18 protein-coding genes and 2 pseudogenes are annotated in these 19,733 nt (G+C 59.1%); 7 read left to right on the top strand and 13 right to left on the bottom strand.

Going from position 1 to position 19,733, the window contains the following annotated elements:
* Positions 1 to 113: 113 nt before the first annotated feature.
* A pseudogene (locus NMAG_RS10430) lies at positions 114 to 659 on the bottom strand (potassium channel family protein); the annotation flags it as partial.
* A gap of 179 nt (positions 660 to 838) precedes the next feature.
* Between NMAG_RS10430 and serS the strand changes: the two are divergent.
* Positions 839 to 2,218 (top strand): serine--tRNA ligase, encoded by a 1,380-nt coding sequence (gene serS / locus NMAG_RS10425; RefSeq protein ID WP_004267281.1) that lies wholly within the window; start codon positions 839 to 841, stop codon positions 2,216 to 2,218.
* Positions 2,219 to 2,444: 226 nt separating this feature from the next.
* On the opposite strand, the gene NMAG_RS10420 is transcribed toward serS, so the two are convergent.
* The 6 genes from NMAG_RS10420 to NMAG_RS10395 form a co-directional block, all read right to left on the bottom strand.
* Positions 2,445 to 3,695: a branched-chain amino acid ABC transporter permease gene (locus tag NMAG_RS10420; protein ID WP_004267282.1), complete on the bottom strand. Its 1,251-nt coding sequence runs from the start codon at positions 3,693 to 3,695 to the stop codon at positions 2,445 to 2,447.
* A 148-nt stretch (positions 3,696 to 3,843) separates the two neighbouring features.
* Complete coding sequence (locus tag NMAG_RS10415; protein ID WP_004267283.1) at positions 3,844 to 4,866, bottom strand: branched-chain amino acid ABC transporter permease; 1,023 nt, start codon at positions 4,864 to 4,866, stop codon at positions 3,844 to 3,846.
* Between the two features lie 69 nt (positions 4,867 to 4,935).
* Positions 4,936 to 5,634, bottom strand: a complete 699-nt coding sequence (locus NMAG_RS10410) for an ABC transporter ATP-binding protein (protein ID WP_004267284.1) — start codon at positions 5,632 to 5,634, stop codon at positions 4,936 to 4,938.
* Positions 5,631 to 6,446 carry an ABC transporter ATP-binding protein gene (locus tag NMAG_RS10405; protein ID WP_004267285.1) on the bottom strand — a complete coding sequence of 272 codons (816 nt, stop codon included), beginning with the start codon at positions 6,444 to 6,446 and terminating at the stop codon, positions 5,631 to 5,633. Before NMAG_RS10405 ends, NMAG_RS10410 begins: the two co-directional genes overlap by 4 nt.
* Positions 6,447 to 6,454: 8 nt before the next feature.
* Entirely contained in the window at positions 6,455 to 7,822 is a 1,368-nt protein-coding gene (locus NMAG_RS10400) for an ABC transporter substrate-binding protein (RefSeq protein WP_004267286.1), read from the bottom strand.
* 143 nt (positions 7,823 to 7,965) lie between these two features.
* Positions 7,966 to 8,892 (bottom strand): alpha/beta hydrolase, encoded by a 927-nt coding sequence (locus NMAG_RS10395; RefSeq protein WP_004267287.1) that lies wholly within the window; start codon positions 8,890 to 8,892, stop codon positions 7,966 to 7,968.
* 136 nt (positions 8,893 to 9,028) lie between these two features.
* On the opposite strand from NMAG_RS10395, the gene NMAG_RS22105 reads away from it, so the two are divergent.
* The 3 genes from NMAG_RS22105 to NMAG_RS10385 all read left to right on the top strand — a co-directional run bounded on the left by NMAG_RS22105 (position 9,029) and on the right by NMAG_RS10385 (position 10,559).
* Positions 9,029 to 9,175: a hypothetical protein gene (locus tag NMAG_RS22105; protein ID WP_004267288.1), complete on the top strand. Its 147-nt coding sequence runs from the start codon at positions 9,029 to 9,031 to the stop codon at positions 9,173 to 9,175.
* Positions 9,176 to 9,342: 167 nt separating this feature from the next.
* A complete protein-coding gene (locus NMAG_RS10390) occupies positions 9,343 to 10,191 on the top strand; it encodes a DUF7344 domain-containing protein (RefSeq protein ID WP_004267289.1) in 849 nt (282 codons plus the stop codon).
* Positions 10,192 to 10,193: 2 nt separating this feature from the next.
* Complete coding sequence (locus NMAG_RS10385) at positions 10,194 to 10,559, top strand: HalOD1 output domain-containing protein (RefSeq protein WP_004267290.1); 366 nt, start codon at positions 10,194 to 10,196, stop codon at positions 10,557 to 10,559.
* Positions 10,560 to 10,750: 191 nt separating this feature from the next.
* On the opposite strand, the gene NMAG_RS10380 is transcribed toward NMAG_RS10385, so the two are convergent.
* Positions 10,751 to 12,937 (bottom strand): elongation factor EF-2, encoded by a 2,187-nt coding sequence (locus tag NMAG_RS10380; RefSeq protein WP_004267291.1) that lies wholly within the window; start codon positions 12,935 to 12,937, stop codon positions 10,751 to 10,753.
* A 222-nt stretch (positions 12,938 to 13,159) separates the two neighbouring features.
* Here NMAG_RS10380 and NMAG_RS10375 point away from each other — a divergent pair, with 222 nt between their 5' ends.
* Both NMAG_RS10375 and NMAG_RS10370 read left to right on the top strand, forming a co-directional pair.
* Complete coding sequence (locus NMAG_RS10375; RefSeq protein WP_004267292.1) at positions 13,160 to 13,915, top strand: DUF5781 family protein; 756 nt, start codon at positions 13,160 to 13,162, stop codon at positions 13,913 to 13,915.
* 224 nt (positions 13,916 to 14,139) lie between these two features.
* Positions 14,140 to 15,099, top strand: a complete 960-nt coding sequence (locus NMAG_RS10370) for a hypothetical protein (protein ID WP_004267293.1) — start codon at positions 14,140 to 14,142, stop codon at positions 15,097 to 15,099.
* Positions 15,100 to 15,183: 84 nt separating this feature from the next.
* Here the strand turns inward: NMAG_RS10370 and NMAG_RS10365 are convergent, their stop codons facing one another.
* The 4 genes from NMAG_RS10365 to NMAG_RS10350 form a co-directional block, all read right to left on the bottom strand.
* A complete protein-coding gene (locus NMAG_RS10365; RefSeq protein ID WP_004267294.1) occupies positions 15,184 to 16,110 on the bottom strand; it encodes an ABC transporter ATP-binding protein in 927 nt (308 codons plus the stop codon).
* 6 nt (positions 16,111 to 16,116) lie between these two features.
* Positions 16,117 to 17,094: an ABC transporter permease subunit gene (locus tag NMAG_RS10360; RefSeq protein WP_004267295.1), complete on the bottom strand. Its 978-nt coding sequence runs from the start codon at positions 17,092 to 17,094 to the stop codon at positions 16,117 to 16,119.
* A complete protein-coding gene (locus NMAG_RS10355) occupies positions 17,091 to 18,005 on the bottom strand; it encodes an ABC transporter permease (RefSeq protein ID WP_012996641.1) in 915 nt (304 codons plus the stop codon). Before NMAG_RS10355 ends, NMAG_RS10360 begins: the two co-directional genes overlap by 4 nt.
* Before the next feature lie 85 nt (positions 18,006 to 18,090).
* Positions 18,091 to 18,642 (bottom strand): transcriptional regulator FilR1 domain-containing protein, encoded by a 552-nt coding sequence (locus NMAG_RS10350; protein WP_012996640.1) that lies wholly within the window; start codon positions 18,640 to 18,642, stop codon positions 18,091 to 18,093.
* A 374-nt stretch (positions 18,643 to 19,016) separates the two neighbouring features.
* On the opposite strand from NMAG_RS10350, the pseudogene NMAG_RS22775 reads away from it, so the two are divergent.
* Positions 19,017 to 19,126 (top strand): annotated as a pseudogene (locus NMAG_RS22775) (DUF5781 family protein); the annotation flags it as partial.
* Between the two features lie 81 nt (positions 19,127 to 19,207).
* Here NMAG_RS22775 and NMAG_RS10345 read toward each other — a convergent pair.
* On the bottom strand, positions 19,208 to 19,726 hold the full coding sequence (locus tag NMAG_RS10345; protein ID WP_004267299.1) for a TrkA C-terminal domain-containing protein: 519 nt from the start codon (positions 19,724 to 19,726) through the stop codon (positions 19,208 to 19,210).
* Positions 19,727 to 19,733: the final 7 nt, after the last annotated feature.

Below are 19,733 nucleotides of genomic sequence, written 5' to 3'. Positions count from 1 at the left end.
ACTGTGGTCGAGTTCGCGTGGCTGTGAGGGACACCTCGTGAGCCCAGTTTCCGCGGTAACGGTCCCGATACGTTTAACAAACGACTGAGTGATGAACTGATATGAGCGTTCGCGGCGACGTCATCGCGCTCGATCTGCGTCTCCGGACCGGGGTTCAACAGCCACTCGTCACCGCGCCGGAGCGCGATTACCCGGACACCGGTGACGGATTCGAGGTCGATATCAACCAGCGTGCGGCCCGTGTACTCGGAATCGGACGCGACGACACCGCGAACGAGCGTCTCGGTCGCCTCTGGCAGCGCCGCGCGCATCGCCTCCGGAAGGCCGACCTCCTCCAGAACGATCTTCGCGATATCGCCCGCCGCGTCGCTGATATCGTCCGCCGCGGCGACGATGCCGAGCACCGGCGCGAGTTGCTCCGCATCGTCCGGGTTCCGGACGGCCAGCATGAGGCTCATGCGCGCCTGTAACTCGAGTACGTCCATGCGCTCTTCGAGTCGAAGCACTTCCCGCGCGAGGTTCTCGTTGCGGTGGAGCACCGCCGAGTACGAGAGGTCGATCAGCAGCTCCGCGGTGTCTTTCATCTCGACGAGAACGTCCTTGACGCTCCGTGGCTCGTACTCGATCGGTACCGCCGCTTCCCCCTCGAACGGGTCCATACGTCGACAAACCCGCCGCGTCGAAAAAAACGTTTCCCGCGTTGGACGGGTTCGTTCCGAACGGCGGGCAATAGACGGCGGACGGCAACCGACGGGCGACAGACAACGACCACGGCGACAGACACAGCCAACGACGCCTTCCGATACGGTTTTGGATGGCCACAAAGAACCCACGGGCAATGATCGATCAAACGACGCTTCGTGAACAGCCCGAGGCCGTTCGCGAGGCACTCGAGAACCGGGGCGCGGACATTGACCTCGACGACCTTCTCGAGACGGACGAGCGCTGGCGCGAACTGAAAGCCCGCGGCGACGAACTCCGCCACGAGCGAAACGAGATCACGGACACAATCGGCGAACTCGTCGCCGAAGGCAAAGACGAGGAACGCGAGGAAGCCATCGCGGAATCGAAGGAGCTCAAAGCCGAAATCGAGGACGTCGAGGCCGAGGCCGCCGAGCTCCGCGATGAACTCGACGAGCGGCTCCTCGAGATTCCACAGCTTCCCGACGAGAGCGTCCCGGTCGGCGAGGACGAAGACGACAACGTCGAGGACCGCCGCTGGGGCTTCGACGACATGCGTGATCTTCCAGACGACATCGTCCCCCACTACGACCTCGGCGAGGAAATGGACATCATCGACGAGGCTCGTGGCGCGAAAACCACGGGCTCTGGCTTCTACTTCCTGAAGGGCGACGGCGCACGCTTAGAGCACGCGCTGATCCAGTTCATGCTCGATATCCACCGTGAGCAAGACTACGTGGACCTCTTCCCGCCGGTGCCGGTTACCAGCGAATCGATGCGCGGTACCGGTCAGCTGCCAAAGTTCGCCGACGACGCCTACCGACTCGGCGGCAGCAACGAGGAAGACTACGAGGACGAGGATCTCTGGCTCTGCCCGACGGCCGAGGTGCCGGTCACCAACATGTACGCCGACGACATCCTCCTCAAAGACGACCTTCCGCTCAAACACCAGGCATACACCCCGAACTTCCGGCGCGAAGCCGGCGAGCACGGCACCGAAACCCGCGGCATCGTTCGCGTCCATCAGTTCAACAAGGTCGAACTCGTCAACTTCGTCGAACCCGAGAACAGCTACGACCGCCTCGAGGGACTACTCTCGGAAGCCGAAGAAGTGCTTCAGCAACTCGGCCTCCCCTACCGCATCCTCGAACTCTGTACCGGCGACCTCACCTTCGCCTCGGCCAAGACCTACGACATCGAAATCTGGGCTCCCGCCGACGACATGGACGACGGGCCCGACGAAGGCGGCCGCTGGCTTGAGGTCTCCTCGGCCTCGAACTTCGAAGACTTCCAGGCCCGCCGCGCCGGCCTGCGCTACCGCCCAGAGCGACACGAATCGGCCGACTACCTCCACACGCTGAACGCCTCCGGGCTCGCACTACCGCGCGTGATGGTTGCGGTACTCGAGTACTACCAGAACGAGGACGGTACTGTCACGGTACCCGAGGCGCTGCGGCCGTATATGGGTGGCCAGGAGGTTATCGAGGGCCACGAGAAGGTCGGCGAGTCGGCGCTCGGTGCGGGCGAGCGGGAGTAGCCGAAAGCCTGCCACACGGAAAGACGACCACGTTGTCACGGGAACAGCGGTCGACGCACGCTTTCTGACGGATACATCGATCGACGCACGCTTTCTGACGGAACAGCGATCGGCGGACGCTTTCTGACGGAACAGCGATCGGCGGACGCTTTCTGACGGATACATCGCTCGACGCACGCTTTCTGACGGATACATCGATCGGCGGACGCGGAAAGAGAGAACTGATTTATCGCCGGTAACGATCGAGAACGGCCGGAAACCGCTTGCTTACCGTCCCGCCGAGCCGATCTCGAATCGAACCGAGCAGTCCGTTGGGGACGAACAGCACGAACAGCACGAAGATGATCCCCAGATACAGCGGGGCGCGACCGTCGAGGAACGTTCCGATGAAGTCGTTGATCGTCAGTCCCGCGACCTCGGCGGTGAGGACGCTCTCCGGCAGGAGCTGTTCGAGGTACGTGGAGAGTCCGTCGCTCTCCGTCGAGAGGATGTCTTCGAACCACTCGTGGAACAGCGCGCCGAACAGTGGTCCGGCGAGCGTTCCGATACCGCCGATGATCGCCATGATCAGCGCGTCCGCCGTGACGAGGAAGTAGAAGGAATTGTCCGGCGAGGCCCCGCCCGCGTACGCGGCGAACAGTGCACCGGCGATAGCGGCGAAGAACGCGCTCGTCGCGAACGCACCCATCTTGTACCAGAAGACGTTGTAGCCGACCGCTCTGGCACGTTCTTCGTTCTCGCGGATCGCGATCATGACTTTGCCGAAGGGAGAGTGGATGATCCGCTGCATTACGAAGTACGACAGAAGGACGACGATGCCGAGCGCGTAGTACGACGTCATCGTCGCCGAAACGTCGATTCCCAGGCCGAGGACGTTCTCGAAGCTGTCCCCGGAGAGGCGGCCGACAGCGAAGTTGAGCGAGTCGACGAACGGAACGCCGATCGACAGGTCTGCGCCGGAGGAAATCGTCGCCCCCTCAGTCGGGTTCGAACTGACGTACCCCCAGTGGCGGATGAACTCGTACATCACCTGCGCGAAGCCGAGCGTAAGCATCGCGAAGTAGACGCCCGTGAGCCGGAACGAAACGGCACCGATGGCGAGCGCAACGACGAACGCCAGGGTCGCACCGAGGACCATCGTAACCATGAACGGTGTCCCTTCCGGGACGCCTGGGACCTGTCCGTTCGCAGCGAGCACCACGAAGTACGCTCCCGTTCCGTAGAACGCGGCGTGGCCGAACGAGAGGTAGCCGGTGTAGCCGCTGATGAAGTCGAAGCTGATCGCGAACAGTCCCATGTAGAGGACGATGATCATGAAGGTGAGCCCCGGAAGGAACGCGCTGGCTTCCGACGCGAGCGGCGTCCGGTTGAGGACGCCAAGCAGTATCGGATACAGCGCGAATCCGAGCACGACCAGCACGTGTGGGAACTGGTCGCGGCCGTACGACCTGATCCAGTGTTCGTCGCTGGAACTCACGGCCGTCGCCGAGCGCTGCTCGGCGGACTGGTCTGATGTGGTCTCGACGCCGCCGTCTGCGGTTCGCTCGCGGTCGCGGCTGCGGTCGGGGTCGGGGTCGGGGTCGGGGTTGCGGTCGCGGCCACGGTCACGATCGCGGTCAGTCGGGCTAATGGCCCCCCACCTCCTCGACGCCGTACAGTCCCTGTGGACGGATAATGAGCATGATTACCAGTAAACCGAATATCGTCAGTTCCGGGAGCCCGGTGAACGTGACAATCCCGGTGGCGAACAGCCACGTGGTGAACGAGTCTGCGATACCGACCAGGATTGCCGCCGCGACCGTGCCCTTGAACGAGCCGAGGCCGCCGATGATGACCACGACGAACGCGTACAGCAACACGTCGATGGCGAGCAGGGCGCTTGGTCCCCACAGTGGGTCCCACATGAGTAACACGCCACCGATACCGGCGAGACCCGTACCGAGACCGAACACGATCGTAAACGCCTGGCGAACGTCGATGCCGAGCGCCTCGACCATCTCCGGGTCCTCGCTCCCGGCACGGATATAGAGCCCGTACAGCGTCCGGTTGAGGAACAGCCAGACGCCAACAACGGCTACGATCCCGAGGACGATTTCGAACGCGTACAGGCCGCGGATTGGTGCACCGAGGATATCGTACCGCTCGGTGAAGGCCGCCGGCGCCGTCGCCATCGCTCCCGACCACGGTGGTTCGGGCTGAATTCCCTGCGAAAGGACGACGATCCGCGTCACCTCCTCGAGTATCAGCGCGACGCCAAACGTCAGAAGGATCTGGTACATCGGCGTCCGATCGTAGATCGGACGGATCAGCGAGTACTCGAAAGCGCTCCCAAAGCCGGTGAGCAGTGCAAAGACTACCGCCAGCACGACCATGAAGAGCGCGATCCGAACGAGTGCACCCGTGCCGTCGGAGACGGAAAGGACCATGACGAGTCCCCCGATGTACGCACCGAGCATCGCCATCGCACCGTGGGTGAAGTTGAGCACACCCATCAGACCGAAGACGAGCGTCAATCCGACCGCGAGGACGAAGTAGACGGCCGCCTTGCCGAGGCCTTCGACGATGATCCGTGCGATCGTACTCGGCTGGAACAGCCGTTCGAGCGTATCGATTACCAGCGGAACCTCGGTCGTGAGTTCAATCGTCATCGTCTCGACCTCCTGTACAGTGGGTTGGTTGTCGGCGTCGCCCTCTCACGGTAGCTCGCTCGCGACGACTCATGCGCTGAGATACCTCCGTATTCGTTCGTCATCGGCCGTGACACCCTCCGTGGAACCGGACTCGACGACGGTCCCGTGGTCGATGAGGTAGAACCGGTCTGCGAGCTCCATCGCGAGGGGGAAGTTCTGCTCGACGAGGATCATCGTCGTGTCTTCCGAGGCCGTTTCGAGCGCGTCGACGACCTGGTCGACGATCATCGGTGCCAGCCCCTCACTCGGCTCGTCGACGAGCAATAACTCGTTCTGTCCGACCATGCCACGAGCGATGGCGAGCATCTGCTGTTGGCCGCCGCTCAAGTTCCTCGCTTCCTTCTCGCTGAACTCGTCGAGCGCAGGAAACAGCGAGTAGACGTACTCTCGCTGGGCCTCGAAGTCGTCGTCCGGTTTGACTGCAACCCGAATGTTCTCTTCGACGGTCAGATACCCGAACATCCGCCGCTCTTCGGGGACCCAGCCGATCCCGTCGTTGCTAACTTCGTGCGTGTCCTTCCCGACGATCTCCTCGCCCCTGTAACGGATCGTCCCTTCTCGAGGCGGCGTCAACTGGAGGATCGATCGGAGCGTCGTCGTCTTCCCGACGCCGTTACGCCCGATCAGTGCGACGATCTCTTGCTCTTCGACATCGAGAGAAACTCCCTGTAACACGTGACTCTCGCCGTAGTAGGTGTGAACGTCCTCGAGTTCGAGAACACTCATCCGGCCGCCACCCCCGTCTCCGAGTCGTCGGCGGGTTCGTCACTTTCGTCGTCTTGCCCGTACCCGCCGAGATACGCCTGCTGGACCCGATCGCTCTCGCGAATTTCAGACGGAACCCCGTCCGCGATAAGTTCGCCGTTGTCGAGGACGACGACGCGGTCGCTGATGTCCATCACGATGTCCATATTGTGTTCGATCAGCATGATCGCGTGATCATCGGCGACGTCATCGATGAGGTCGGTGAGCCGCCCGATATCTTCGCTCGAGACGCCGGCGGTCGGTTCGTCGAGCAACAGCACGTCCGGATCACCGGCGAGCGCGATTCCGATCTCGAGACTGCGTTTCTCACCGTGGCTCAAGTTCTGGGCAGCGATGTTGGCGTCGTTGTCCAGGCCGATCCGCTCCAGAATGGTGTGGGCCTCCTCGAAGTGTTCGTCGAAGCTGTTGACGTTCCGCCAAAACCGCCACGAGTCGTTGCCACGGTGGGCCTGTACTGCGATTCGGACGTTTTCGAGAACCGAGACCGTCGGGAAAATATTTGTTATCTGGTACGATCGGTGGAGTCCCAGCCGGGCGGTCGTCGCCGGATCGGCGTCCGTGATCTCGACGGTTCCCGCGTCGGAGGAGTCGAACTCGATCGTCCCGAACGTGGGCTCGAGTTCACCCGTAATCAGATTGAAGAACGTCGTTTTGCCGGCGCCGTTCGGACCGATCACGGAACAGAGCTGTCCGTCTTCGAGCGTGAAATCGACGCCGTCGACGGCAGTGATCCCACCGAACTGTTTCGTCAAATTGGTGGTCGAGAGTAACATTGTTGACTCTAACTGCGGTCACAACCCAGCTCGTCGGCCGGCACCATCGCTTCGTCGGCAGCCACGGTTTCGATCGGTTCGCCCGGCATGATTGGAGCGTCCCAGGTCTCTTCGAACTCCTCGGACGTCGGCACCGGATAGGCGACGGTCATATCCGAAGTCGCCTGGTTATTCTCCTCGCGGAACTGATAGCCGTTCTCGCCTTTCGGCGTGTCCGTCACGGTCATACCAGTCAGGGCGTCGATGATCGCATCGGAGCTAGCGTCTTCGGCCTCCTCCAGCGCCTGCACCAGCGCGGAGGCGATCGTGAAGGTGCCGGCGCTGAGGAGGTCCGGGACCTGTTCGTAGGTCTCGACGTTCATGTCGATATACGCGTCGTTGATCGGGTTGTCGTACTGGTTCCAGTGATATCGCGTCGTGAACGGGCCCAAGCCGGATTCCTCGATATCTTCCGCGGTGAAGTCCTCGCCGAGTGCCTCCACGACTGCACCGCCAAGCACCTGTGTCGTGACCAGTTCCGCGAAGCCGCCGAAAATCTGTACGTCGTACGCCATCGCGGTGCCGATGAACTGCGGGAGCGTCTGGAACGTGTACACGCCACCGACGGCGTCGGCCCCTTCGTCCACGGCTTCGTCCATCATTCCCTCGAACTCGGAGTAGCCAACTTCCGTAAAGCGCGGTTCGAGAATTTCGACGTCGTCGGACTGTTCGAGAACGGCCGTGTAGTTCTCCACGCCGCCGCGACCGAACGCGTTGTCCGAGCCAAACAGCTGTACCGTCGAAATATCCATCTCCTCGGCGACGTACCGCGCACCGGACCGCGCGTCCATCGAGGTGTGCTCGCTTGCACGGAACACGCGTTCGTGGCAGTACTCGTCCGAAACGGTGATGTCCCCATCCGCTGCCGGTCCACAGAGGTACGGAATGTCAGTCTCCGGGACGATCGTGTCGATTACACGGCGTGCGCTATCGGACGACGTCCCCCCAAACAGGATGTCGACATCCTCGTCGACGACGAGGTCTTCCGCCACGCGCCGTGCAGTGTCCGGATCGAACGCCGTATCCTCGAGGATTATCTCGAACGTCGGCCCGTCCGCAGGGTCAACCGTGTACTCGCCCGCCGAGAGGGTGTCGACCGGTTCGACGTCGTCGTACTTGTACGCGAGCCCGCAGTAGAATCCCTGTAGCGCTGATTGGCCGTAATATTCCAGGTCCCCCGATGTCGGTTGGAACGCGCCGATTCGAATCGTCTGCTCGTCCGGGTCGCCGGTACCATTTCCCTCGTCGGTAACACAACCCGCGAGCAGCGTCGTTCCGACCGCAGCTGCTGCAGTCGAACCCTTGAGAACACTGCGCCTCGTGGTGTGACGTGCCATAACAATGAATTAGACGCTACTAGTACGAAACACATCATGTTCATATGTCAACCTGCGACTCGGCTCCAGGGTAAGTCAGACATCTACCATCGAACAGCGTGGCTGCGCTCGTGGTACACTAATCCAGCGAGAAACCGAGTGCCTCAGACCGCTTCGTCCTCGTGTCTGCGTTGATACGTGTCGACCACGTCGTACAGCGTGTGGCGGCGCGCTCCGTGCATGACGAAGTGGTCGCCGCCACCGATCTCGACGTACTCCTTCTGGTCGTTCGGGAGCGACAGTTCGTCGTACAGCGCCAGCGCGTCGCCACGACCAGCGACCTGGTCGACCGACCCTCTGACGACGAGCGTTGGACAGTCGATCTCGCTGGCGTCGTACACCGGATTCCCCTCACATCCCTCTCGGACATCGGCGAGCGCACCAGTCTGAGCGAGGTACCCGTCGCCGTCTTCCAGCCCCTGGTTCGATTCGACCTGCGTATTCCAGACCGCCTCGAACAGCGCTTCGTTATCGGGATCCTGTCTCGCTTCGACCTCCTCGCGCCGCTCAACGAAGTAGGCGTCGAGATCCGTCTCCAGCCCGAATCCTTGCATGCCGACTTCGAACTCGTACTCGGGTTTGTAAACCGGCGCACACAGCGTTGCCGAGGCGAAATCGTGATCGTTTTCGGCGAGATACGTTCCGCCCGTTATCGTCCCCCAGGAGACCCCGACGAAGTGAACCGTCTCGAACCGCTCGCTCACGAACTCGACCGCCGCCCGAATGTCTCGGACCGCGTCAGTCGCACGAACTGGCGGCCCGTTCGCTTCGGGTGGTTCCTCGAGTGCTGCTGGGAGGTCGCTCTCCCCATACCCGCGAATGTCGAGCGCGAAGGCGGTTCGGTCGTCGGCCGCCGCGTGAAGCCACGAGTACGAGTCGTCACCGTCGACCGGTGGAGCGAACAGCGCGCGAGAACACGTCAACGCGCCGTGTACGAACAGGACGGCGGTGTCGGATTGATCCGCTGATAGCTCCCAGAGATTCAGTGTCGTTCCGTCGTCTGCGGTCACTTCGTGCTGCGCTACTCCCATGGTTCGATGGTCGTTCGAGTTATTAATAAAATCCGACGTTAACTGGTAAACGTATCGCGGCTCGAACGAGGGGCTGGCAAAATCGGCAGAGTAGTAGTACGGGAGTGAGATTCGATCACAAGAACGAGTACCGAGTATGTACATCGATTTCAAGCAGAAACTCATCGCCTCGATTGTCGGCCTCGGGTTCGCCACGATGATCGTCTTCCTTTCGCCGTGGTGGTTCGCCTTGCTCGCACTCTGTACGATGGTCCCCTTCTTCGCGAAACTCCTGACCGCCTGAGGGACGGAGAGCAGTCACGCTCTGAGAGGCCATACTCGAGTCCACCGGTACCGGCGTTCTCCATTTCAGACACACTGATAGATCCATCAAGCAACAATAGTATTGATTATTGAACAACAAACAAAATAGTCGAATACTCTTATTTGTCCAACAACCGAAAGCGATCTATGGCGATGCCCGAGGAACAGCTGGTTCGACTGATCGCCGATCCAGAGACCCGTGCGATCCTCTCTTGCCTGGACGATGCGTCGGCCCCGCTCACCGTCGACGAACTGACGCATCGACTCGTCGAACGGGACACGACGGTCGTCGATGCCACGACCTACGATCGGGAACTCGACCGGACGGCGCTCTCGTTGCACCACAGCCAGCTTCCACAGCTCAAGGAGGCAGGGCTGGTCGAGTACGACGCCGACGAGAATCTCGTGTCCACTCGAGACGACGCGATCGATCCTGAGTGGCTGACGTTCGATCTGATCGACGAGTTTCTCTCGCGGTTCGCCGGCAGACGGAGTACCGATACGGACGCGATCGGCGTGATCGAAGGAGCGGGTGCGGTCTACGATTACAGCCGTGAACTGGCCGATCGAGCCGAAGATGAACTCTTTCTCATCTACAGGAGTGACGATCTCCTCGACGAGGGCTGTCTGCCACACGCGACGCAGGCGATGGACCGCGGCGTCGAGTTCTGTGTCGGATCGCAGAACGCCGATGTCCGTCAGTTCTTCCGTGAACACGTTCCCGAAACGACGATCTGGGAGCCACAACTCGACTGGATGAACGAGCCGTCGCGGTATCCACGGATTAGCCGACTCATCGTCGCCGACCGCGATAAGGTGATGCTTTCGCTGCGGGACAAACCGGTGGCGACCGGGTCGAAGGCAGAGACGGCGATGATCGGCGAGGGAGAGACCAATCCACTCGTTGTGCTCGTCCGAGAGTTGCTCGGACCACGCCTCGATCATCTGGACTACCAGAGCGACCACTTCAGCGGTGAACTCCCGTTCGAACTCTAACGATGACTGATGAACTCCGCTCCGACGGTGGCAACGGTGACGACGGTGAGGGTGAACCGGTACCGGCGGCCACACGATCGACGTACGAGATTACCGACGACCAGTCACCGAGCGAAACGGTTATTCGCGGTGTTGCCGCGCTCACGAACACACCTGTACTTGATCTCGCGCCCCTGTACACCGTCATCGATCCGACGCAACTGGACGAACTGTACGAGAAGACGTCCGACGCGGTACAAGCGGAACTCTCGTTTACATACAGCGGCTGTGCCGTTACCGTCACTCGAACGGCAGTTCACGTCCGGATAGTTGCAGAGAAAGACGGCAATGCTGAGAACGGCAACGACAGAAACGGGGACACCGACTGACGGCCACGATATGGTCCTGTCGTCCGACACGTTCGGTCAACTCAGCAACTCGTTTATGACGGGATCATAATACTTTGAGAGTCAACGGTACAGTCGCTCACAGAACGGCACAACAATTCACCGTATCGCAGTCATCGACCGAAAAAATGAACCCAATTGACTGCGGGCAAAGCCCCAGTCCAGTTCCAGTCTTAGAGGTAGTCGATCGCTTCCGGCAGTTCGAGCTTCATGCCCTTGCGCTCGCGAATCTCCATGATCTTCTCGCTCTGGAGGGAGTCAGACATGACTTCGAAGCCGGCGTTCTCGGTGTTCCAGGAAGCACGACCCTCGGTCGCGGAGCGAATGTCGCTCGCGAAACCGATCATCTCGCCGACGGGTGCGATACCCTCGACGACCATGAGGTCTCCTTCCTGGTACATGTCGTCGACGCGGCCACGACGACCCTGGATCTCGCCGGAGGCGGCACCCATGTGGTCGTTTGGCACGTCGATACGGGCGTCCTGCATCGGCTCGAGCAGCTTGATCTTGCCGTGGATCAGCGCGTTGTGAAGCGCGTTACGGGTTGCAGGGATGACCTGCGCCGGACCACGGTGGATGGTGTCCTCGTGGAGACGGGCGTCGTGCAGACGGATGAGCGTCCCCTGGACCGGCTCGTTTGCGAGCGGGCCGTTGTCGAGGGCGTCCTCGAATCCCTCGATGACGAGTTCCATCGTCTCGTTCAGGTGCTGGATACCCTTCGTCTGGTCGAGCAGGATGTTCGTCCCGTGGATGTGCTCGACGTTCTGGGAGTCGTCTTTCTCCATGCCGGCGTCCTGCAGGGCTTCACGGCGTTCCTGCTCTGGCATGTCCATCGAGGCTTCGCCGAGCTTGATCGTCTCGACGAGGTCGTCCGCCATCGGTTCGATGGAGATGTAGAAGCGGTTGTGACGGTTTGGCGAAATGCCCTCGACTTCCGGGCTTGCCTGCTGTGGCTGCTCGCGGTAGACGACGATCGGTTCACCAGTGATGACCGGAATGCCCTGGTTCTTCTCGATACGCTGGGTGATGACCTCGAGGTGGAGTTCACCCTGTCCGGAGATCAGGTGCTCACCAGTGTCCTCGTTAATGGTAATCTGGATCGTCGGGTCCTCCTTGGAGACCTGGCGCAGCGTCTCGATGAGCTTTGGCAGGTCGTCCATGTTCTGTGCCTCGACGGACTTCGTGATGACGGGCTCGGAAATGTGCTCGATGGACTCGAACGGCGTCATCTCGACCGAGGAGACGGTCGAGCCGGCGATGGCGTCACGCAGACCGGTGACAGCTGCGATGTTCCCTGCTGGGACGCGCTCGACTTCCTCGCGCTCGCCACCCATGTAGATCCCGACGGACTGGACGCGGTTCTTGCCCGCGGTCCCGGAGACGTACAGCTCCTGGCCCTTCTCGAGGGAGCCCGAGAAGACACGACCGGAGGCGATTTCGCCTGCGTGTGGGTCCATTCCGATGTCAGTGACCATGAAGACGACTTCGCCGGACTCGTCGACGAGGCGCATGCCCTCTGCGAGTTCGGACTCGTCGTCACCGCGCCAGATACGCGGAACACGGCGTGGCTGTGCGTCGACCGGGTTCGGGAAGTGCTCACAGACCATGTCGAGCACGACGTCCGACAGCGGCGTCCGGTCGTGGAGCTCCTGGCGCTCGTCGTTGCGCTCGAGTTCCATGATGTCGCCAAAGTCCATGCCGGTACGCTGCATCGAGGGCATCGAGACACCCCACTTGTAGAGGGCGGATCCGAAGCCGACGGTGCCGTCTTCGACAGAGACGGTCCAGTCGTCGACGTCGTCCATGTCCTCGGTCATGCCGCGGATAAGCTCGTTGACGTCGCCGATGACCGAGACGAGTCGCTGCTGCATCTCCTCGGGACCTTCCTGCAGTTCCGAAATCAGGCGGTCGACCTTGTTGATGAACAGGGTCGGCTTGACGCCCTCGCGGAGTGCCTGGCGCAGGACCGTTTCGGTCTGTGGCATGGCACCCTCGACGGCGTCGACGACGACGAGCGCACCGTCGACGGCGCGCATCGCACGGGTCACGTCGCCACCGAAGTCGACGTGGCCTGGCGTGTCGATCAGGTTGATGAGGTGGTTGGTGTCGTCGTACTCGTGGGTCATCGAGACGTTTGCTGCGTCGATGGTGATCCCACGTTCCTGCTCGTCTTCCTCCGTGTCCATCGCGAGCTGTTCGCCGGCAGTCTCGTCGGAGATCATGCCTGCACCCGCGAGGAGGTTGTCAGAAAGGGTCGTTTTTCCGTGGTCGACGTGAGCGGCGATGGCGATGTTCCGGATGTTCTCCGGTTCGTCCATCAACCGTTCACACTCTTGGACGATCTTCTTGCGTCGGCCCATATACCCCTCATTACCGCTAGCGGGGTCAAAAGGGTAGTGTTTCGTCGGCGTCGGAATCCGACGCGTACCTCCGCTCTCGGACCTGAATATCCAGTTTGCGTGAGTGAATGCCACACAACGAGTCTCCTCGTTACGGTGTCCACTCGTCGCCTGCCGATGCCATCGTGGCCCGCGAGAGCGGGCGTAAGAGACATACAGTCCTAACCCTTGGTACCTACACACATGGATATACGCGTCCAAGGCCCTGGACCCACGTCTCCGTTTCTCAGCGCCCGCGACCTCTTCGAAACCGAACACGACCTCTCGCTGCCGGTGTACGTCCAGTTGCGCGACGACCCGGACGAGCGGACCTGGGCTGGCCACTACGACGACCGACACGTGCTCAACATCTCCCGACAGGCCGCCTCGAGCGCCATGGCCCGGGAACTCGCTCTCCACGAGTTCGCCCACATGGCCCGCCACGAGCAAGAACACCCCTCCCACACGCAGTCGACCGAGGAGGTGCTCTACCTCGCGCTCGCCGGCAAGAGCGTCGAACGACGCAAACTCGCTCACTGCTACCAGATCGCTAACCACATGAAAGACATCTACGCCGACGACATCACGCTCGCCGTCGGCCCCGGCGAGAAACTCCTCTCGTACCTCGAGTCCAGCCTCGCGATGGCCGTCGCCGATCGGCCGCCGACGCCCGCTCGACCGGGACACGAGCGCCTCTCGGCGAGCGCCGATCCCGAGATCACGGCCGTCAACGCCGCGTTCGCGCTGGCGCTCACCGAGCGCCACGACCTCGTCGATGACGACCACCGCCTGTACGACCTCGCGCGCGTCGCCGCGATGGACGCCCCCGGGGTCGACTTCGAGGGCTTCAAGCGTCGGTTCCGGGAACTGGCGGCGGATCCGGACTCGAGCGGCTACCGCCAGGTGCTCGTCGACGCGACGCGGGACTACGTCGGTGGAGAAGGGCCTGCGGCGGACTGATTCAAGAGTGGTGGACTGCCCCGGGTGATCCTGCCTTCGATGCGCGAAGGAACCGGTTTTGAGATCCAGACGGTCTGTTCTCGTGAATTGAGCGTTCATCAGACACCACGTCAGTCCTGCGGGTGAGACACTCGATATCACAGTGCTGGCCCATGTCGTACGTCGATCAACGTCGTTCGTCACGAATTATATTTATTAAACTCTCAACATTCTCGTAAAATGCAATGTCTGATGATAGTCACGGACGGTTCAATATCGACCGACGAACGTTACTTAAACGAACGAGCGCCGCATCTGCCGTTGCACTTTTCGGAGCGACCGGAAGTGCTGTTGCAACGGACGACCTGCAGGAGGGTGTAGTAAACGAGGTCTCACTCGATACTGACGGGTACGACGACCTAGAAGAAGCTTCGATAATATTTTTGAAACGGAAAGAGCGCGAGATCGTCCGCACTAAAATCCATTCGGTACACGAAGTGAACCCGGAGGGAGCAGACGAAGACGCCGATCCGACGAAGGTCAGTTACAGCCTCTCTTACGACGAGATGGGCGGAGTCGAAGTCACTGAAGCGCAAGACGTGGCTCGGCTGGAAAGCAATGATTTCACGCTTGAACGAACCGAGACTACGACGACCCTGGCGGAACATTTGCGTGATAATTCGCTACACCAGAGCGACGATGTTGAAATAAACATCCCTGAGGAACCGGAACTCGGCAACCTCGGTGACGCGGCAACGTGGGTTCAAACCGAATCGAGCGAGTGTGGTCCCCTTGCCCGAACAAACCTCGCGATCGAGTATACGCCGACTAGCGGTGATTACGATATCGACGACTCTATTGGCATTTTCGAAACAGCTGACGGGGAGACGTGTGACGGCGAGGAGTTCGGCGATCGGTTCCCCTGTAGTGATCTTCCGCCGGGAGTCGACTGTGATATCCCGGATGCATTCAACACGACGTGGCACGTCGACAGCTCGGACGACTCCCTTACGTCTGCGGAAGCTGAATACTACAACAATGATTTCCCCATCATTCCGGAATCGACCGCCGATCACAGTCAAGATACGTGGTTCGATGGGAACGAACTGAACGTGGAAGGAACAGTTGATCACTCGGGTACCCTTGGGTTCCGTACAATAATTGATTTCTTCTTAGGGAGTGACGCTGGCGTCCTCTTTTACTGATTTCCCTCCTACTTTCGAGACGTCACCTGACTTCCCGAGACACTCGGTATCTCGTGTTTGATACCCATATCTCGAGTTTTCGGCTTACACGTTTTCCGTATCCGCGTACGTAGCAAAGACGTCTTCGAGTGATGCACGTTCGGTCTCGAAATCGATGACGTCGATTCCAGCTTCTTCGAGAGCGACGAGTACGTCGGTTCGAACGCCTGCGGATTCGCAGCTGACAATCACTCGGCTCTCGTCGATCCACGCATCTTCGACGCCCTCGACTGGCATTACAGCGTCAGGCACCGATACCGGCTCGTTCGTCAACGTGATGACGAGTCGTGGCCCTCCGTCGATACGGGCCTGGAGTTCTGACACGGATGCTTCGGCGACCATCGTCCCTTCAGAGATGATGCCGACTCGATCACAAATGGTCTCGACTTGGGCAAGCTGATGCGACGAAACGAACACAGTGGCTCCGCGCTCGTTCTGTTCGCGGATTAGTTCTCGGATGCGAGCTGCGCCGCTCGGATCGAGTCCGGCAATCGGCTCATCGAGAATTAGCAGGTCGGGCTCGCCGACAAGCGCCATCGCAAATCCAAGCCGACGGACCATACCCTGTGAGTACCCGTCTGCCTTTTGTTCCGCAGCATCCAGCAATCCAACGCGTTCGAGGACGTCTTCAGGGTCAGTGTCGACTCCGCGAACCGAACACGCGAACTCGAGATGTTCGTATCCCGTGAGATTCGAGTATGGGGTAAATCCCTGTGGGAGAGCACCCGTTCGGGACTTCACTGCGAGTTCGTTTGCCTGTACGTCCTGACCGAAAACGCGAACCGCTCCATCAGTTGGGCGCAGGAAGTTCAACAACAAGCCGATGGCTGTCGTTTTTCCGGCTCCATTCGGACCGAGAAAGCCGTATCGTTCTCCAGGACGAACCTCGAGTGAGAGGTCTGAAAGGGCAGTAATGTGACCGAACGTTCGAGTTACCGAATCGAATTCTATTGCGGGAGTATCGTCTGTCATTGTGAATTACGTGAGTGATAGCCGTCGGAGTCTGTTGTACGTGAATGCCAGCGGGACGACAATCCACAGCCCGAGGACACAGACGGCAACCGGCCAAGAAAGATGTAGCGGTACCGTGGCCACCTCCGCGATCTGTGTTCCGACAACGGTGGTACCGAAGCCGTCGATATCCTCGTGCGGCGCGAGGTGGACCTTCGGAATGATTTCTTCGTAGGGGGCCGAAGCAAGGATCAGGTACGCCTGTCGTGGGTCGACACTATACGCGTCAGGGAATAACCCAAGAGCGTTAACGGCGATTTCGTGCCAGTTGAACGTGAAACCGATAAACACCGTGAACACCGCAGCCGCCACTCGTCGTGGCGTCGCGAATAGCGACGACAGGGCGAACCCAATACTCAACCAGACGAATCCGTACCCGATCGTCGCCGCGGAGAACGCGGCGTAGAATCCGGCTTGGGCGGTCTCGAATTGAACGAGAATCGTTATCCAGCCGACGAGGAGACCGGTACCGATCACGGCTGTAAGAATGATCCCTCTGCCGAGTACTGTTCCCAGTAGTATGGCCGCGCGCGAACAGGGGAACGAAAGCACGGTTTTGAGTTGTCCGGTCGCTCGAGGAGTAACGACCGCTCCGTACCCGAGTACTAAGCCCAGCAGCGGAACGAGGAACACGAACGAATTCACGTGGAACGTATAACTCATGAAGCCGTACACGGCGTAGGCGGCATCGTACGTCTCCGGATATTCGAGGAACGTATACCGACTGCCCCTTCCTCCCTCACCTTCGACGGGGCGGATACTGCTTGCAATTCGCCAAGCAGAGAACCCGAAGAAAGCGACGAACAGAGCCACCAGCCGTGACCATCGAAACTGGCGAATTTCCATCGTCGCGATTGCGGCCGCTATTCGCGCTTGTGCGGCTGTGTTTGTTGGTGTCGTCCGCTCAGTCCCACCGGACGATTCGACGAAAGTACTCAACTTCACGATAGAATCACCTCTCGTCGAAATCCGAGGTATCCGATCGCGAGCGAACCGCAGATCCATGCGAAGAGAACGAGGATGGCAACCGGCTTCGTCACGAACAGCAACAACAGGGTGTCCGGTGACTGGCTTCCGCTCGAGAGGGCGACCCCGAGTGATGGATACATCGTGTCGAAGAGTGTTGCAATCAGCACTGAATATCCGTGAAACGGATGTCCGACGATTGCCAGTGGGGCAGAACCGAGCGTCCACACTGCGCCAAATACCAGTCCGAAATAGCCGACAATCGCGCCACTCAATGCGTGTAACCGACTGGAGAGAAGTGCAGACACGGCGATAGCGATGGAGACGAGTGCAGTGCCGAAAAGCACAGTCGGAACACTCGCCAGGAGGTGGGCATGCGGTGACGCCGTCATCGGATTCGCTGCGAATACCCCGAGCGATCCGGCAAGAACACCGACGAACACAACTCCTGAAAAGACGAATATTCGCGCGAGCGCCTTTCCAATGTATATATCGAACCGAGTTATCGGAAGTGATCCGAGCACCGTAAGCGTCCCGTCATCTCGTTCTGACGCAATTGTACCGTAACCGAAAAGGAACGCGAACAGCGGAAGCAAAACGACATAAATATCGATACCGTGAAACCAGTAGGCGGCTGAAATCGTATGCCCTTCCTCGAGAACAACGAAGGCTGACCATTCGGACGACCCGCTCGTCTCTCCCGACACCCACGCAATTGGTGCAACGAAAACAACGAACACGGCAGCAGCAATAACGAGATTTGTCGTCGACCGGCTGATCAACTGGCACTCGAGTAGAAACACCTGATATGGACGACGGGGGTCGTAGTTTCCCAGAAAAGTCCGGCAGTAATCTCTTATTAAACCACTTCGATTCTTCTGATTCGCCATTAGGTATACCCATTTGAATTTAGATCCATAAAGTTATTATGGTTACAATATCGTCTGAAGACGATATACTGAATGAGTATCATGCTCAACGATCAGTCTGTGAAACAATAGATGCCTTTTTGCGATACTTTTCATAGAGCGATGTACACCACGTCAGGAATTGTTCGTGACTTCCAAAAACAATGCCGTGAACTGTGCTGTAATCATCATAAACTAGTACAATTACGTGATCGTCCGTACAGACGAGGCCAATCGGCTCCGTGAACTCGTCGTATGCGTATGTCACATCGCCAATGGTAGTAGAAAGATCGACCATGCTGCTGGATCGAATGCCTTCTAGTCCGGCTGATCCGATAATCAACTCGACTTGCTGGTCCCGCTCCAAGACTGTCCGATGCGCATCAAGGAGTTGCTGTGTAACGGCCGGTACGAACGTGTGTACCTCAGATGCGGATTGAATGATCTCGATAACTTTCTCGAGTGGTCCATTCGGATACCTTGGTTCTCGAATAATCACTTCACATTCGATAAGAATGTCTGTAGAGATCTCTTCGAAGTAGCCTGGCGCATATCTAGCGATCGTAGTTAAATCTTGAAGCTTTTCTGCGCGTTCGATTTCCTCAACAAAATCACTCACCGCTGTTTCTACGAGAGGCACAAGGTAAATCCGATCATTTGACTGTCGAATCCACCCTTCTTTTTCGAGTGGTTCAGATTTCGTAGGACTGTCCGTCGTGTCGTATTAACTGTCTCTTCTAGTTCCGAAACAGTCTTTGGAGACTGTGTGAGCTTTCGCAGAATCTCGTATCGAGCTGATGAAGCAAATAGTTCTGCAAGTACGACACCGTAACCCATATCTATAAGCAATATTGAAAGATGTATATATGTTACCCCTAATTGATTACCTCTCGTACGTTCTTCGTCACTGTACAAATCATTAGCAGCGATATACACGTCCAAGGCCCCGGCTCCACATCTCGTTTCTCGGCGCTCGCGACCTCTTCGAGGGGTCAACACCGGTTCCGAGAGCTACGCGGGACCCCGATTCGAGCAGCTACCGCCAAGTGCTCGTGGACGCGACTCGAGACTATGTCGGCGGTGAGGGGCCTGCGGCGGATTAATAGGGAGTGAAGGGTGCATAGGGGTTTTCGAGGGATCGATTTCGACCGAGTTTTCGATGGATTTCGGGTCAGTCGGCCTGCTTACTGATCGATGATTTGTTCTTGTTCAGAGAGGATTTTTTCGTGTTCGTCACGCGCCTCCTTGTGCGCCTCAACGTCTCCTTCGTCTCGGTATGCGAGTTCCTGTAATCGACCTTCTTTCCCATAGAGGACAACGGTATCTCCCGGTTGAATCTCTGTATCAGGACCAGGGGCACCAATACAGTCACCATTTCGCTCAATCCCGAGCAGGATCACCCCTTCGTCAGAGAGATTCAATCCGCTGGCTGTATCATTTGCCAACCATTCGTCTTCGTTGATCTCGACTTCGGCGACGCGATATTCACTCTGAAGACCGAGAACTTTCGTGTAATCTTGAATGGCAAGATCCGTCGTCTGGTCAAGTGCCCATTCGATAACTGGTGTCACTGCTCGGTTCAGTAGTCGGCTACGAGCGAGAAGAATAATCCCGACAACGCCACTGAGAACGTAGATGAGGGTAAGAAAGTCCTCGCCCTCGGCGTTGATGAACGATAGAAGGACTGACGCAAGCGCACCCACCACCCCG

This window comes from Natrialba magadii ATCC 43099 (assembly GCF_000025625.1).
Taxonomy (GTDB): domain Archaea; phylum Halobacteriota; class Halobacteria; order Halobacteriales; family Natrialbaceae; genus Natrialba; species Natrialba magadii.
Note: the sequence above shows the minus strand (reverse complement) of the source record. Positions and strands in the feature narration are given on the sequence as shown.